The organism is Paenibacillus sp. 37 (genome assembly GCF_008386395.1).
Classification (GTDB): Bacteria; Bacillota; Bacilli; order Paenibacillales; family Paenibacillaceae; genus Paenibacillus; species Paenibacillus amylolyticus_B.
In genome coordinates, this window is sequence record NZ_CP043761.1 from 6,120,003 (window position 1) to 6,139,112 (window position 19,110).

Genomic DNA, 19,110 nt, shown 5'->3' on the forward strand with positions numbered 1-19,110 from the left:
CTCAATATACCGAATGTCGCATATAACGTGCTTAAATGATCCATTTTCACCCAAGCCGGATAAAGGATTAGAAAATAATATCAATAGCCTCTAGCTCATCTTGCTCCTGTTCGGATTGCCCGTTCAGGGAAATATCCTTGAGCAGCACCGAAGGCTGTTCGCCAATTTGGGTGATGATCACGAGCAGGTCCTGAGCGAAATTGTCGATCAGATTGCGCGTAAACAACTTGGTGGCATATTCAAACTGCCCATTCATACCCTCATCCAGCAACGAAATGATCAAGGTAAGGTCAAATTGGGAAACCGTATGCGTTTCTGGATAAGATTCGATCTGGATATCCCCGAAGCTTTGAACGTTATCTTCCTTCGTTTCCACTGCAAACATGACATCAAATACAGGATTGCGGCTTTGATCGCGCGGCACCTGCAGCTTTTTCACAAGTTCTTCAAACGGATAATCCTGGTGGTCGTAGGCCCCCAGCATCGTTTCTTTGACTTCGTTCAAGTAATCGAGGAACGTCTTCTCCCCGGATGGATAATGGCGGATCGCCAACGTGTTGACAAACATTCCGATGAGTGGCTCCAGGTCGGCATGTGTGCGGCCCGAAACCGGTGTGCCTACAATGAAGTCTTCTTGTCCCGAGTACTTGCTGAGCAGGATAGAATAGGCCGCCGATAACACCATATATAGGGTAGCACCGTTCTCATCGGCAATACGCTGCAAGCTGTCGGTCATCTGCTTGTCGATACTGAAAGGCAGCACATCTCCCTCAAAGCTGCGAACGACGGGTCTGACAAAGTCCGTAGGCAGCTCAAGCGTTGGCAGTTCACCTTCTAGCATGTCCAGCCAGTAAGCTTCCTGACTTTTCAGCCGTTTTTTTACAGGTTCGGACTGCTGCCAAGCGGCGAATTCCTTGTATTGAATCCGAAGCGGTTCCAACGTCTCACCGTTATACAGGCGCAGCAGCTCTTCGATGAAGATACCCATCGACATGCCATCCGTGACGATATGATGAATGTCCAGCATAAGCAGATGACGTTCCGCTTCCCATTCAACTAAGCCCACACGCAGCAGCGGTGGCCGCTCCAAATCAAAGACACGTACAAAGGCATCTGCAATGCTTTTTGTTTCACTTTCCGGCGCTTTTGTATACTCGACGGAAAAATCCAAATCCGAATAAACCCGTTGTACCGGTTCGCCGTCGACCATCTCGAAGCCAGTTCGCAAAACTTCGTGACGAGCGATTAATCCTTGGAGCGCCGCCTCGAATTGATTCCGCTCCAAGCGCCCGACGAGAACCGTCATGCCGGACATGTTGTAGCTAAGCTCGGCACCTTCCATCTGCTGCTGGATGTACAGCCGTTTTTGCACAGAGGAAAGCGGATAATACTCCCTTTTATCCAGAACCGGAATGGAGAAGAATTCCTGCTGCTCCAATCGGCTAATCACTTCTGCCATCGCTTCAATAGTCGAGTACCGGAATACATCGCGCAGTGGCAGGTCCACGTGCAGCTCCTTGTGCACCTTACTGACCAGCGTTGTCGCCCGCAGCGAGTGACCCCCGAGGTCGAAGAAGTTGTCTGTCACACCAATCGTAACTGACCCAAGCACGTCCTGCCAGATGGATACCAGTTTCGTCTCCAGATCCGTGCGCGGCCCCACGTATTCGCGCCCTGCACTTGCTCCCTCTTCCGGCGCCGGCAGCGCTTTCCGGTCGATTTTCCCGTTTGGTGTCAGAGGTAAATGCTCCAGCTCCACGAAGTACGATGGGATCATGTAACCCGGCAGCTCGCTGGAGATCGCTCGTTTCAGGTCGGCCGCCGTCAGTTCGCTTTCCGTTGTGTAGTACGCGCACAGCGCCTTTTGCCCGTTCGCATCACTTCGAACCAGCACCACCGCTTCGCGTATACCTACCACCCGCAGCAGCTGTGACTCAATCTCACCCGTCTCGATCCGGTAGCCCCGGATTTTCGCTTGATTGTCGATCCGGCCGATGAAATCCACGTTGCCGTCCTCCATCCACCGTGCCAAATCTCCCGTGCGATACAACCGCTCACCCGCGGTGAAAGGGCTGTCTACAAACTTCTCTTCCGTCAGCGCCGGACGGTTCAAGTACCCGCGCGCCACACCGACTCCGCCGATAACCAATTCGCCCAGCACGCCGACTGGAGCAGGATTCAGATGTGCATCCACGATATAGAACTTCGCATTCAACCACGCTTTGCCAATTGGCACATGGCCAGTCTGCGGCAGTTTCGCCAACTCCTCGTCATAGAAACTGGAGTCAATTGCCGCTTCCGTCACACCGTAGGCGTTAATAATGCGGAACGATGAGCCAAACCGTTCCTGCAAGGTCCGGTAATCTGCCACACTGCAGCTGTCCGAGCTTGTGATCAACAGCTCCATCCTGCTCAACTCCAGCCCTTGCTCATGCACGTATTCCATAAACGGTACGATCAGCGCCGGCGTTGATTCAAAGATCGTCACTTGCTCCCGCTCTATCCAGTAGTGCAGACGAGACGGATCGATCCGGTCGTCTTTCGGTACAATGACCATGCTGCCTCCGTTGTACAATGTCCGCGCGATATCGCCCACGAACACGTCAAACGAGAAGCTGGCGAGCTGCAGCAGGCGCACCTGGAACTGATCCAACCGATATTCTCGTCGGTAACCCGCTGCCGTGTTTACCAGGCTGCGGTGCTCAATCATCACACCCTTGGGCTTGCCCGTCGTTCCGGACGTGTAGATGACATACGCCAAATCCTCCGGGCGGGCTTCATGGAAGCTGTCCATACCGACAACATCATTTGGATGAATCTCGCCACCACCGTTCACAGCCCCCGTTAGCTTGCCGTTAACTCGATCGGGAGCACTGTTGGAGCCTTGGCCAAAGTCCATTGGCACATTGCTTCGTTCCTCGCTGTATGACGTTTCGTCGTCGAGATACAGCACCTTCGCCAGTGCCAGTTCCTCTTCACCGAGCCAGGCTTCGGCACGCTCTCGCAGCTGCGTTTGCGTCAGCAGTACCTTCGCTGCGCTGTCTTCGAGCATAAACCGCACGCGGTCCGCCGGATAATCCGGATCAAGCGGTACATACGCCCCTCCCGCTTTCCAGACGGCCATCACGGCCACCAACAAATCGACCGAACGCTCGGCGAGAATGCCAACAATCTCCTCCCGGCCAATGCCGCTTCCGCGCAGCGTAGCCGCCAAGCGGTTAGCCCGTACGTTCAGCTCCGCATACGTCAATCGATCGTTCTCGTATACGACGGCTTCCGCTTCCGGCGTATGTTCCGCCTGTTCCTCGAACAGCCGGTGGAACGCGGTCGCAGGAGCCACTTCCGGCTGCCCCGGGTTAAACGCGCCGACAATTTCTTCTTTTTCCGCCGCCGTTAAAATATTCAACTCGGCAATCGTCGCTGACGGGTTGGAGAGAATGGATTCAAGCAACTGCAAGTAGTGTGCAGCCAACTTCTCCACCGTTTCCGTTTTATATAGAGCCGTGGCGTATTCAAAAAGATATTCCAAGCCATCCTCAATCTCCGTGACGTCCAAGCTGAGATCAAATTTGGAAACAATTTCTTCGCTGGCATACGTCGACAGATGCAGTCCCGGAAGCTGTATTTCGACATTTTCTGTATTCTGCAAAGCAAACATCGTATCAAACAGCGGATTTCGGCTTAAATCACGAGCTACGTTTACCTTATCCACCAGTTCCTCAAACGGATAATTCTGATGTTCAAAAGCACCCAGCGTTGTCTCCTTGATTTCCTTCAAGTAGTCAAGGAACGTCTTACCGGCAGCCGGGTAACTGCGAATGGCCAATGTATTAACGAACATCCCGATCAGCGGTTGAACGTCGCTGTGATTTCTGCCCGCAATCGGCGTACCTACCACCACGTCTTCCTGACCTGAATATTTATGCAGAAGCACGTTATACGCTGCAAGCAGAACCATGTAAAGCGTTGCGCCGTTCTCAGCTGCAAGCCGTTTCAGACCTTCGCTTTTCTCAATATTCATAAACAATTGCAGCGTGCGGCCCTCATAGCTCTGCATAGCCGGGCGCGGATAGTCCGTCGGCATTTCGAGAACTGGCAGTTCTCCGCGGAACATGTCGTGCCAGTAGGCTTCCTGCTTGGCTAGCTGAGCTTTCTGGTTATCCGATTGCTGCCATACTGCATAATCTTTGTACTGAATGCGGAGTGGCTTGAGCGGCTCCCCGCTGTACAAATGCACAAACTCTTCGATCAGTACGTCCATTGAAACGCCGTCCGATACGATATGATGTGTATCAAACATCAGAATGTGTCGGTCCGGCGCGAGTTCGGCAATGCCCACCCGCAGAAGTGGCGGCTTTGCCAGATCAAACGCACGAACGAATTGGCTCACCGTTTCTTCCGCCTGCTCCCCGTTGATCTGCACATATTCCACCTGGAAGGTGACTTCTTCGTAAATCCGCTGAACCCCTTCGCCCTCAACCATCTCAAAGCCGGTACGCAGCGTTTCATGACGAGCTACAAGCCCGCGGAATGCTTCTTCAAACCGCTGCCGATCGAGCTGCCCTTCGAGTAACATAGCTCCCGGTATGTTGTAGCTCAGCTCGCCTCCTTCCAGCTGGTTCAAGATGTAGAGACGTTTCTGAGCAGAAGAGAGCGGATAGTACTCGCTAGGTTCCGCAGCCGGAATAGCCGTAAACGAGCCGATCTCCAACTGCTCCATAGCCACAGCCATTTCCTCAACTGTCGAGTAGCGGAATACGTCGCGAAGCGGGAATTGGGCGCCGAGCTCCTTATGCATTTTACTGACAAGTGTTGTCGCCCGCAGGGAGTGTCCTCCGAGGTCGAAGAAGTTGTCCATTACGCCTACCGCCTTCTCCCGAACAAGCACTTCCTGCCAAATGGCGGCCAGTTTTGCCTCCAGTTCGGTGCGCGGCGCCACGTATTCGCGGCCTCCGCCTGCTCCCCCTTCCGGCGCTGGCAGCGCCTTCCGGTCAATTTTCCCATTCGGCGTTAGAGGCAATTGCTCCAGTTCGACGAAATACGACGGAATCATGTATCCCGGTAGCTCGCTGGAGATCGCCCGTTTCAAATCTGCCGCCGTCAAGCCTTTTTCCAATGTATAATAAGCGCACAACGCTTTCTGCCCCTCTTGATCTTCCCTGACAACAACGACCGTTTCCTTCACGCCATCTACACTCAGCAGCTTTGCTTCGACTTCGCCCGTCTCGATCCGGTAACCCCGGATTTTCGCCTGGTTATCGATCCGGCCGATGAAGCCCACGTTTCCGTCCTCCATCCACCGTGCCAAGTCTCCCGTGCGATACAACCGCTCACCTACGATAAACGGACTATCTACAAACTTCTCTTCCGTCAGCTCTGGACGGTTCAAGTACCCGCGTGCCACACCCACTCCGCCGATAACCAATTCGCCCAGCACGCCGACTGGAACAGGATTCAGATGTGCATCCACGATGTAAAACTTCGCATTTAACCACGCTTTGCCAATTGGCACATGGCCTGTTTGCGGCAGCTTCGCCAACTCCTCGTCATAGAAACTGGAGTCGATCGCCGCTTCTGTCACGCCGTAGGCGTTGATAATGCGGAACGACGAACCAAACCGTTCCTGTAAGGTTCGGTATTCCGCCACACTGCAACTGTCTGAGCTTGTAATCAACAGCTCCATACCGCTTAACTCTAGCCCCTGCTCATGCACATGCTCCATGAACGGCACGATCAGTGCCGGTGTTGATTCAAAGATCGTCACTTGCTCCCGCTCTATCCAGTAGTGCAGACGAGACGGATCGACCCGGTCGTCCTTCGGTACAATGACCATGGTACCGCCGTTGTATAACGTCCGCGCAATGTCGCCCACGAACACGTCAAACGAAAAGCTGGCGAGCTGCAACAGCCTTACCGGGAACTGATCCAACCGGTATTCCCGTCGGTAGCCCGCTGCCGTGTTCACCAGGCTGCGGTGCTCGATCATCACGCCTTTTGGCTTGCCCGTCGTTCCCGACGTGTAGATGACGTACGCCAGATCCTCCGGACGGGCTTCATGGAAGCTACCCGAACCGACAACATCAACATCATTTGGGTGACTCTCATTACGGTCGTTCACAGCACCCGTCAGCTCGCCGGAGACCAGACCTGAAACCATGCTGGAGCCCATCGGGGCATTTACCCGATCTTCGCTGTATGACGTTTCGTCGTCGAGATACAGCACCGTCACCAGTGCAAGTTCCTCTTCGCTGAGCCAGGCTTCAGCACGCTCTCGCAGCGGCGTTTGTGTCAGTAGCACCTTCGCTCCGCTGTCTTCCAGCATGAACCGCACGCGGTCCGCCGGATAATCCGGGTCAAGCGGTACATAGGCCCCGCCCGCTTTCCAGACGGCCATCACGGCCACCAGCAAATCGACCGAACGCTCGGCGAGAATACCAACGATCGTCTCCCGACCGATGCCGCTTGCACGCAGTGTTGCCGACAGGCGGTTCGCCCGCTCGTTCAGCTCCGCATACGTCAGCCGATCGTTCTCGTATACGACGGCTTCCGCTTCCGGCGTGTGTTCCGCCTGTTCCTCGAACAGGCGATGGAAGGCGGCTACAGGAGCCACTTCCGGCTGCACCGGATTAAACACGCCTACAATTTCTTCTTTTTCCGCCGCCGTCAAAAGCTCTAACTCATGTACACGAACATTCGGATTAGCCGCAACCTGCTCCAATGCACGGGCAAAATGACCGTGGATCTGCCTGATGTCATGCTCTCTGAATGTCAGTGCATTGTACGTAAACCGCAGCAAAATATGCTCTTCCGGAATGACGGTAATGTCCAGGTCGTAGTTCGTTTGTTCCGGCGATTGGATATTAGCAATTTTCAGCGCTTCTTGTCCGCCGCCGACAACCTGCTCAATCTGTTCTTCCATCGGATAATTTTCAAAGACCATAATATGGTTGATCAAGTCACGCTTTTGCTCGCTCAGCGACTGAATTTCGAACAGCGGGAATGTTTCGTAAGCTCCCGATGCCAGCGCTTGATTCTGGGTTTTTCTCAAAATATCGGCTACCGTCTCCTCGGCTTTACCTTGAATACGGACCGGGATCGTATTAATAAACAGGCCAATCATGCTTTCAATGCCCGGAATTTCCGCCGGACGGCCGGATACAACGGAACCGAATACAACATCCTCGCTGTTGTTGTATATCTGTAAGACCAGTCCCCATACAGTCTGCATAAATGTGTTGAGTGTCACCTGCTGCTGGCGTGCCACACGCTCAATCTGCCCAGTCAGTCCTTTGCTGAGTTCCACATCGATCTCAGCCATTTCAAAAGCATGCTGTTTCAGCTGCGTTCTCTCCTGCGGCAGCTTGGTCTGCTGATCGTAACCCGCCAAATACTCAGACCAGTAACCCGAAGCTTTCGCTACATCTTGAGCTTCCAGCCATTCGATATATCGGGAGTACGAGGTAACCGGAGGGAGCTCTGGCGCTCGCTTCTCCTGAAACGCAAAGTAAGTGTCGAACACTTCCTTGATCATGAAGGACATGCACCAGCCATCCATCAAAATGTGATGATGACTCCAAATCACATGGTAGGACTCGTCGCCTGTGCGCAAAACGGTCACACGCATAAGAGAGTCTTGGGCCAAATCGAACTTGTTCGCTTTATCCGCGCTGACAAAATCGGCTATCGTCTTCTCAGGGTGTTCATCTCTTGCCGTGCGAATATCTTCAAAATACACTTCACACTTCCGCTCGCGAAATACCACTTGAATCGGCTCGTCTCTCCAGCCGGTAATAAAGTTGGTCCGCAGCGCCTCATTCCGCTGCACCAGCGTATCCAACCCTCGGGTGAAGGCTTCCACATTCAGACTTCCGTACAGATCGAAGGTCACCTGTTCGAAGTAAGCTTCCGAATCCGCATCCAGCAAGCTGTGGAACAACATCCCTTTTTGCAGCGGAGTCAGGGTGTATACATTCTCCAGTTCGCCGAGTGCCGCCGTATGTTCGGACAGCTGCTCCAGTTCCTCCACCGTCACATCTTGAAGCAGTACATCACTAGGGGTAAGCTCCGGCCGCTCTTTCGATACGCAATGGCTGATGACTTCACGCAAACTCGATTGAAGCAGGGCGCCCAAACGCTCAACCGTTTCCCGTTGATACTGGGTTTCCCCATAACGGATCGTGAGTTCCAACACGCCTTCCGACACCATACCATTGATATCTAGGACATAATCCATCACAGCATTTGGGCTTGAATCGGAGCCCGGGCTGAACGGAGAAGGCTGGGAGCTACTGCTTTCGTAATCCTGGTCGAACTGACCCAAATAGTTAAAACTGATCTCCGGCTCCAAAACGAAGCGTTCTCCGTCACGCGGCGCCGACAAATAACGCTGGATGCCGTAGCCGATTCCTTTGTTCGGAATGCGGCGCAAGTTTTCTTTCACCTGTTTCACCTGATGACCGAGTGCCTGAGCGTGACCTGGCTCCAGAACAACAGGGAATTGGCTTGTAAACCAACCTACCGTGCGCGTAATGTCCACATCTGGCAAAACTTCTTCCCGGCCGTGGCCTTCGAGATTCACCAGCACGCGTTCCTGGCCGCTCCAAGCTTGTACTGAGAGGCCCAGCGCAGCAAGCAGCAAATCGTTCATTTCCGTATGGTAAGCACGATGAGCCCGCTTCAGCAGCTGTTCAGTTTCGTCCGCCGTCCATCGAACGGTTACGAGCCCGCTGTCCTTCAGTTTGGATCTGCCTTGATCAAAATCTTTTGGAAGCGGCTCATAGGCCAATTGCTCGATAAACTGCCAATACGCTCTCTCGCTTTCCATCGCCGGCCCGTTCGCATAATCAGCGAGCTGTTTCGCCCACGTCTGGAATGAATCCGTTTTGAGCGGCAGACGGATCGGCTGCCCTTGCAGCGCCTGCTCATAGGCGGCAGCAAAATCCTCAAGCAGAATCCGCCAGGATACGCCGTCTACGATCAAGTGATGGATTGCGATGAGCAGATGGTCGCCATCGTTGCAGCGGAACAAGCCAAGTTTCACCAGCGGACCGTTTTCCAGATCGATGCTCGCTTGAATATCATTTGCCTTAGCCTCTACCGCTTTTTTCACGTCGCGGGCTCCCTCGAAATTGACAACCTCCAGATCGAACAGCACTTCGCTCTCCCCGGCGCCGCGGTTCCATGCGGTATAACCATTCTCGGTTTGACGATAAACCGTACGAAGAGCATCGTGATGCACGATAAGCTGACGCACCGCTTGGCGTAAAGCTTTTTCATCAAAGCCTTGCTTGGAGAACTGCATGAATGCCTGATTGCTATGATGCACATCGGCCGGATTTTGTTCAAAGAACCAGCGCTGAATCGGGGTCAGGATAACCTCTCCCGTCACTTCGGCCTGGCTTGCCGTTCTCTCCGCTGTTAGCAACCGCAAACTAAGGGCGGAAATCGTCGGGTAATGGAATAAATCTTTCATGACCAGCTTATACCCCGTTTGCAAAAGACGAGAAGATACCTGTAAAGCTTTAATTGAATCCCCACCAAGCGCAAAGAAATTATCCATGGTGCCCACCTGATCCACGCCTAACACTGACTGCCAGACCAACGCGAGTGCTTGCTCGGCAGGGGTGCGCGGCGCCGTGTATGCAGCCTCGGCACGAATGCTTCCTTCCGGCACAGGCAATGCTTTACGGTCAATCTTGCCGTTCGGTGTAAGCGGCAATTGATCGAGAAGCATGATGCGCGAAGGCACCATATGAGAAGGCAGTACGGCGTCCAGATGGGCCACAAGCCCTTCCAGATCGAAGCTGGAATCCACTACGACATATCCGCACACATATTTCTGCCCTTGCTCGTCCGTCCGGTCGATGACTAGCGCTTGCCGCACCTCGGCAACATTTTTCATGGCCGCTTCAATCTCACCAAGCTCGATCCGATAACCACGAATTTTCACCTGATTGTCGATTCGGCCGATGAATTCTACGTTGCCGTCAGGCATCCAGCGTGCCAGATCACCCGTCCGGTACAACCGCTCCTCAGCGGTGAACGGGCTATCAACGAATTTCTCCGCCGTTAAATCCGGGCGGTTCAAGTAACCGCGGGCCACACCCGCTCCGCCGATAACCAGCTCGCCGAGCACCCCGATCGGCACTGGCTTCAGATTTGCATCCACGATGTAGAATCTGGCGTTAAGCCACGCTTTCCCGATCGGCACGCTGCCGGTTTTCGGCAACTTCTCCAGCGGCTCGTCATAGAAGCTGGAGTCAATCGCCGCTTCTGTTACGCCGTAGCTGTTAATAATACGGAACTGCGAGCCAAAGCGCTCCTGCAAGGTGCGATAATCCGCTACACTGCAGGCATCCGAGCTTGTGATCAGCAGCTGCATCGAGCTGAGGTCCAGACCCTCGGTATACACATGCTCCATGAACGGCACAACCAGCGCAGGAGTTGATTCGAACACTGTCACGGCGTAGTCGCGAATCCAGCCATAGAGGCGGGTTGGATCAATCCGGTCTTCCTTCGGCACAATGACCATAGTTCCACCGTTGTACAGCGTCCGTGCAATGTCACCAACGAACACGTCAAACGAGAAACTGGCAAGTTGCAGCAGCCGGATCGGGAACTGATCCAGACGGTAGTCCCGCCGGTAGCCCGCCGCCGTGTTCACCAAGCTGCGGTGTTCCACTGCCACGCCCTTCGGACGACCCGTCGTACCGGAGGTGTAGATGACATAAGCCAGATCGCCCGGCTTGTTCACATTTGCCGGATTTGATACGAGATCCGCCGCTTGTACGTTCCGCGCAGCTTCTGCCGTGACGGACGTTTCGGCTGCAGCCGTCGCCTCTTGCGCCAAAGCCTCCGCCTCCGCGCCCGCTTCGCCCAAAGCTTGTACGCCTACAGCCGTTTCCGCCGCTCCGAGGCTGTACGCCGCGGCGTCATCAAGTGCAAGCACCGTTTGCAGCGTTAAAGCTCCGTGGCAGCGCCAAGTTTCCGCCTGCTCCAACAGGCAGGTCTGGGTAAGTAGCACCGACACCCCGCTATCCGCAAGCATATATTCTATCCGCTCCGCTGGATAGTCGGGGTCAAGCGGTACATAAGCACCGCCAGCTTTCCATACGGCGAGCACCCCGATCAACAGCTCGGCTGAACGGCCGGCCAGAATGCCGATCACCCGTTCCGGTTTCACCCCACGTGCCCGCAGTACATACGCCAGACGATTCGCTTTGGCATTCAGCTCCGCATATGTCAGCTTGCTGTCTTCGTATACAACCGCTAGCGCTCCCGGAGTGCGTTTCGCCTGCTCCTCGAACAGCTCGTGGAACGTTCTCTCTCTCCATGACTCATCCGCTTCCAGACCTGTACCCTCTGCGGCGGGTTGCTTCACAAGAGCCGAAGACGACACGTCAAACCCGACCAATAAATTATCCTTTTCGCTGTCCGTCAATATATCCAAATCCGAAATCCGCGCACCTGGCCGAGCCAGGATCGACGCCAAAAGCTGCTCGTAATGACCCGCCAGCCGTACCATCGTGTCCTGTCTAAACAACGAGGTAGCGTACTCGATCTTGCAAACCAACTCGTTACCCTCTTCCACGATATCCAAGCTAAGATCAAACTTTGTCGTCTTTTCCTCGATGTCAAACAGTGACCATTGCAAGCCTTCAAGAATTAAATCCAGGCTTTCGTGCTTTTGCAAAGAAAACATGGTGTCAAACAGCGGATTCCGGCTTAAATCCCGGCTCACCTGAAGAGCTTCTACCAGTTCCTCAAACGGATAATCCTGGTGCTCGTAGGCTCCAAGTGTCGTTTCCTTCACTTCCTGCAAGTAATCCATGAACGTCCGCTCTGCCGTCGGACCCAAGCGAAGGGCCAGCGTATTGACAAACATGCCGATAATCGGCTGCAAGTCGGCGTGAGAACGAGCGGCAATCGGAGTGCCGACTACGATATCTTCCTGTCCCGCGTATTTATGAAGCAATACGGAGTACGCAGCCAGCAGAAGCATGTACAACGTTGCCCCCGAATCGCTGGCAAGCTGTTTGAGAGCTTCGCCTTTCTCCGCATCTAGCGTAAACGTGAGCGTTTGACCGTCAAACTGCTGAACGGCTGGACGGGAGTAGTCAAGAGGCAGCTCAAGAACCGGAAGCTCGGAGCTGAATACCCCGCGCCAGTATTCCTCCTGTCGTTTGATGCGTTGACGCTGTTCCTCGGATTGCTGCCAAACGGCGTAATCCTTGTATTGAATCCGCAGCTCCGGCAGCTCTTCCCCATTGTATAGCCGCACGAATTCACGCAGCAGTACATCCATGGAAAGACCATCGGAAGCAATGTGATGCATATCCAGCGCAAGCAGGAATTTTTCTTTCTCCAATTCGATCAGCAGGGCGCGTAGCAAAGGCGGCTGGGTCAAGTCAAAAGGCTGGATGAAGCCTTCAAGAATGGCTGCAACCTGATCTTCGCTTGCTCGAATCTTCTCGACCTTGCAAGCGACGAACGGATGAATACGCTGAACCGGCTCCCCATTTACGATTTCAAAACCGGTGCGCAGCATATCGTGCCGGGCCATCAAAGTAGTCAGCACATCTTCTACTTTGGCCTCGTTCAAATCCCCCTCCAATTGTAGAGCGCTGGGGAGGTTATAATTCAGCTCCAAGCTATCCAGCTGATGCAGGACGTACAGCCTTTTTTGTGCAGAGGAAACCGGATAGTATGCTTTCTCTTCCGCTACTGGAATCGTGCTGTGCTCTGATTCTTCCAAGATGGCAATAGCCCCAGCCATCGATTCTACCGTCATATAGCGGAACACATCGCGTAGCGGAAGTTCAACGTTCATTTCCTTCCGAATCTTGCTGACAAGGTTTGTTGCCCGCAAGGAATGTCCTCCGAGCTCGAAGAAATTGTCCAGGATTCCAATGCCGGAGTAACCCAGCACTTCCTCCCAGATTTTCACAAGCTGGGACTCCGTAAGGTTACGAGGGGCTACGTATTCGACACCCGTTTGCAGGCCGCCTTGCGGCTCCGGCAGTGCTTTGCGGTCCACTTTCCCGTTGGACGTCAGCGGCATGCGTTCCAGCTGCACGAAATACGACGGGATCATGTATCCCGGCATTCCCTGAGCCAGCGAGGTTCTCATTTCGCTGACCGTCAGCGTCCGGTCCGCCACAAAGTAAGCAACAAGTGCCTTCTCGCCCCCGCTGTCCTGACGGGCGAGCACCACCGCTTCTTCCACACCCTCCACGTTCAGAAGTTGCGTCTCAATTTCGTCCAGCTCGATCCGGTACCCGCGGATTTTGACCTGATGGTCAATCCGGCCGAGGTATTCAATGTTGCCGTCCGGCAGCCAGGCCGCCAAGTCGCCTGAGCGATACAGTTTTTCCCCCTCCGCAAACGGGGAATCAACGAACTTTTCCGCCGTCAAATCCGGGCGATTCAAGTATCCTCTCGCCAGGCCCTCTCCGGCTACGTACATTTCGCCTGCTACGCCGATCGGAACAGAACGACGGTTTTCATCCAGGACGTACACGCTCAGCGTCGGGATCGGCTTGCCGATATTACTCTTCGCCGCCTCCATTTCGACCCATGTGATTTCCTTATACGTCACGTGAACCGTCGTTTCGGTAATACCGTACATATTGATCAGCTTTGTCTCCGGGTACTTCATCTTAAAACCCTTGAGCAACAGCGGGCTGAGCGCTTCGCCGCCGAAGATGACGTTGCGAATCCGCAGATCGTACGGATGGTCCGCTAAAACCTCACGCAGCAGTTGATAGAAATATGTTGGCGTCTGGTTCAAAATCGTGACCCGTTCGCGGCTCAACAGTGCCAGGAATTCGGCCGGATTTTTCGCCGTGAGCGGCGGTACGATAACCAGCCTTCCTCCATTCAGAAGTGCTCCGTACATCTCCCAGACAGAGAAATCGAAGCAGAACGAGTGGAATAACGTCCATGTGTCGGACGTCCCAAAGTCAAACAGGTTCTTGTCGTTGAACAAAAGGCGCACGACGTTTTTATGCTCAATCAACGTGCCTTTGGGTTTGCCAGTCGTTCCCGATGTGTAGATGACATAAGCCAAGTTACCCGGCCCGGAAATCGGCTCCAGATTCGAAGCGTCCAGCTCACCAGCGGAGTCCGCCCCTTTGTTGCCCCAAACGAAATCGTCCAATTCAAGGCGCGTTCCTGCGAAGTTGGTCTTCTCATGCAGATGCTTTTGAATCAGCAATAACGGTGCGCCCGAATCTTCGATCATGAAGCGGATGCGCTCCTCCGGGTAGTCGGGATCGACAGGCACGTAGGCTCCACCCGCTTTGAGAATCGCCAGAATGCCGACGACCATATCAAGCGAACGTTCGGCCAGAATCGCTACCAACTGATCCCCTTCGACTCCTGTCTCCCGCAGCTTACGTGCAAGGCGGTTGGATCGCTCGTTCAGTTCGCGGTAAGTCAACTGCCACTCATTCATGACGGCGGCCACGTTATCCGGGTAAAGCTTCGCCTGCTCTTCGAACAAGCCATGAATCGTCTGCTGACGCGGGTAGTCTGCCTCCGAATCATTAAAACCGCGCACCAGTTCACGGATTTCCTGCTCCGTTAACATTTCCAGCGAAGCAATATCCCCTTCCGGCGCTGTTGCGATAGTTTCGAGTAGCTTGTCATAATGTCTGGCGAACCGCTCCGCGGTCTCCCGCTTATACAAAGCCGTAGCGTACTCCAACCGGCATTCGAGCTGACCATCCAGCTCCGAAATGTCCAGGAGCAACTCGAACTTGGACGTTCGGTTTTGCAACGGATAAAACGATTGCTCCAGCCCCTCGATGACAATTTGCTCATTCTCCGTATTTTGCAGGGAAAAGAACGTATCAAAGAGCGGATTCCGGCCAGTCGCGCGCGGAATGTGAAGGCTTTCCAACACATCTTCGAACAAATAATTTTGGTGTTCAAAAGCCCCAAGTGTGATTTCCTTTATTTCTTCCAGATACTTAAGGTACGGCTTGGAACGCTCCGGATGGCTGCGAATAGCCAGCGTGTTGATAAACATCCCTACGATCGGCTGCACTTCTTCTTGCGTTCTTCCGGCAATCGGCGTTCCCACGATCAGATCTTCCTGACCCGAATATTTATGCATAAGGATCGAGTAAGCAGACAACAGCACCATGTACAGGGTCGTACCCGTCCGTGCGGCCAGTTCTTTCAGCTTCTCCGTCCGCTCTTTCCCAATATCAAACTTTACGGTCCGGCCATCAAAACTTTGCACCGCAGGCCGCGGGAAGTCTGTTGGCAGTTCTAATACAGGTAGCTCGCCCGACAGCTGTTCCAGCCAGTACTCCTTCTGCGGCTGGACCAACTGCCCGTAGGGTTCGGAATGCTGCCAAACGGCATAATCTTTGTATTGAATATGCAACGGAGCCAGCTCCTCACCCCGATACAGGCGGCTGAACTCGTCGAAAAGCAATGCTGTCGAGATACCATCCGAAACGATATGGTGCATATCGAACAGCAGAATGTGGCGATCCTTGGCGACTTCGATCAGACCAATGCGAAGAAGTGGCGGCTTGGTCAGATCAAACGGGTGATAGTATGCTTCGACCACTTGGTCCACTTCTCCCTCGCTCACCTGGAAATAATCTACGGCAAACTCCACCTCGTCATAGATGTGCTGCACAAGCTCGCCTTGAACCTGCTCGATCCCGGTACGCAGTGTCTCATGGCGCTGAATCAGCTCACGGAACGCGTACTCTACGCGCGTGCGGTCCAGCTTGCCTTCGAGAAGAAGCGCCGCCGACATATTGTAGCTACGCTCGGCCGCGTCAAGCTGGCGCAGGACGTACAGACGCTTTTGCTCGGATGAAACCGGATAATACTCGGCCTCTGCCGCCTTTGTAATCTCATACGTCTCCTGCTGCTTTAAACCGCTGATTCTTTGGGCGAGCTGTTCGATCGTGGTGTAGCGGAAAACGTCCCGCAGCGGAACCTCGACTTGCAGCTCTTTTCGAATCTTGGAAACAAGCGCGGAGGCCCGCAAGGAATGACCACCCAGGTCAAAGAAATCGTCATGGACTCCAACTCGCGCAATACCCAGCACCTGCTGCCAAATAAGAGCAAGTCTTGTTTCCAGTGTTGTGCGAGGAGCCATATACTCACGGCCCGCTTCTACCTCTCCGGACGGTTCAGGCAGCGCTTTACGGTCAATCTTGCCGTTCGGTGTGAGCGGAAGCTGATCAAGAGACACCAGCCGGGCCGGAACCATATGTGCCGGTAGCTCTTGCTTCAATTGGGACAGCAGATCACTCAGCTGCAGGGAAGCATCCCCTGCCACGTAGCCGCACAGATACTTTTGCCCCTGCTCATCCGTACGGTCGGTCACTACAGCCTGCTTGACGTCCGGAAGACGCAACAGGGCCGATTCAATTTCGCCGAGTTCGATCCGGAACCCGCGAATTTTCACCTGATAGTCGATCCGGCCAATGAAGTCAACGTTGCCGTCTTCCAGCCAGCGGGCCAGGTCTCCTGTCCGATACAGACGTTCGCCAGACACAAACGGGCTGTCTGCAAACTTATCGGCGGTCAGATCCGGACGGTTCCAATACCCGCGCGCTACCCCGGCGCCGCCGATGACAAGTTCACCCGGGACCCCTACAGGAACCGGCTTTAACGCAGCATCGACAATGTAAAACCGGGCGTTCAACCAAGCTTTGCCGATCGGCACATGACCCGACGATGGGAGCTTGTCCAGCGGCTCATCGTAAAAGCTGCTGTCAATCGCCGCTTCGGTAACGCCATAGCTGTTGATGATGCGGAATTGTCCGCCGAATCTTTCCTGCAGCAATCGGTAATCGGTGACACTGCAAGCATCCGAGCTGGTAATCAGCAACTGCATGGAGCTGACGTCCAGCCCTTCTTCATAAATATGCTGCATGAACGGTAGGATGAGCGCAGGTGTCGATTCAAATACCGTAATGTTTTGCTGCCGAATCCAGCCGTATAAGCGGTTCGGATCAATCCGGTCATCCTTTGGCACAATTACCATCGTTCCTCCGTTATATAGCGTCCGCGCGATGTCTCCAACGAACACGTCAAACGAGAAGCTGGCCAGTTGCAGCAGGCGCACCGGGAACTGATCCAATCGGTACTCACGGCGGTACGCATCCGCCGTATTCATGAGACTACCATGCTCGATCATGACGCCTTTTGGGCGTCCCGTCGTACCCGAGGTGTAAATCACATAAGCCAAGTCTTGCGGGGCACTGTCCGCAGATTCAAATTCCACGGCTGAGGTATCCCCGTTATACATCTGTTCATCGTCCATCGCATAGACAGCTTGAAGCTTCAGCCGGCCATCGGCCAACCAACCTCCGGCCCCCTCCATCAGATGACGCTGCGTAAGCAGCACCGATGCTTCGCTATCGCTGAGCATGTACTCAATCCGCTCCGCCGGATAATCGGGGTCCAGCGGTACATAAGCTCCGCCGGCTTTCCATACGGCGAGCACACCGACCAGCAGTTCCACCGAGCGCTCCGCCCAGATCCCCGTAATTGTCTCCCTTCCCACGCCCTGTTCACGAAGGAGCGAAGCCAGCCGCTCGGCGCGATTGTTCAATTCGCCGTAGGTCAGCTTTTTGTCCATGTAAACAACTGCCGGGTGATCCGGAATGTCTCGTGCAACCTTTTCGATATACCGGTGAAACGCTATTCCCTCGCTCAGTGCTGCCACCGGCGGGTTAAACACATCCAGAATTCGGCGTCTCTCCTCATCGCCCAGTAGAGAAATCTCGCGTACCCGCAGTTCGGGAGTCTCAAGAAACTGGTCCAAAACGGTTACATACTGTTCCATAATGCGATCAATCTCGGTCGTCTCGAACAGGCCGGTACGATAGGAAGCATGGAGAATGACATGACCTTCATTCAGCATATGGTCAAAGCGCAGCAGTAAATCATCCATCTCGTGCCTAGCAAAGTGAGCCTCCAGACGTACCTTGATTTCTTCGTACTCCACGATTTTTAAAGGCAGATATTCCAGAGACGTGCGGAACAGCTCCGAAAGATCGTTGCGGCCGTGTTGTTCGCGTAAATCCTGGATCAATTGGTTATAAGGATATTTCTGATGCCGCAGATCCGCCGTATTTTCCTTGGAAACCGTTTGGATCAAGGAAAGCACGGACCCATCTGGATTCAGACTAATCCGCGTAGCCACGGTGCTGACGAACATACCGATCGTTTCTTTTTCCTTCTTGCTGGTGCGATTGGCAAAAACCGTTCCGACCGGCACATCGGTGCTGTCGGTCAGCTTGTACAATAAGACGTACATGGCGGACAAAAATAACGTATATAAACTGACCTGATATTGTTCGCTAAAAGCCAGAATGCGGTCGTAGCGGGAATCATCCAAAGTGATTGAACGTTTATTCGATTCGCTGCCAATCGAGAATGGCGGAACCGATTTAATGCCGCTCGTTTCAGGCAAAGTGTTGTACTTGGTCAGCCAATATTCCTTGCCTTTTTGATAACGCTGCGATTGCTCATACTCACGCTCAGTTGAAATATAATCCTGATAGGAAGGGGCCTGGTAACTGCTGAAGATGCCTTTGCGCAGTTCGAGGTATTTTTCCATCACCGCATGCAGCAAAGCAGTGACGGACAAGCCATCGGCGATGATATGATTTATAGTCAAATTAAGCCATACTTGGCCGTTCGCAAAATGGATCATCGTAAATTGATAGAGGTGTTCGTCGAACACACTGGCCGGTTTTTCGGTTACTTCTTTCACCCAAGCATAGAATTGTTCGGTCGTGCCTATTTCGAGGTGGCCTATTCTGGTTTGGACATTCTCCAGCTCTTCGAACCACTGCGTTGGATTTTGCAAATCCCCGCTAATGCGGATTCGGAAAGCGTCATAGGTTTTGACAATCTCTGCTGCCGCTTGCTCCAGCAGCTTGGTGTCGATCTCGCCCGTAATCTGGTAGGTCGCGGAAAGCATCGTGATGGATGTGCCCGGATTCATAATTTCCATGAACCATATCCGGCGCTGGGCTTGCGTTAATCCATATTGCTTGTTCGTATTCTCTCTCACATCGACACACTCCCGTATTAGAGATTGTTTGTAGATAGGCTTTATACCTG

Annotated in this window: 1 protein-coding gene; it reads right to left on the bottom strand. The window is 53.7% G+C overall.

The features are described from left to right. Positions 1–67: 67 nt before the first annotated feature. The gene (locus tag F0220_RS26340; protein WP_105601982.1) at positions 68–19,060 is read right to left on the bottom strand and encodes a non-ribosomal peptide synthetase; all 18,993 of its coding nucleotides are present in this window, start codon (positions 19,058–19,060) and stop codon (positions 68–70) included. Between the last annotated feature and the right edge of the window lie 50 nt (positions 19,061–19,110).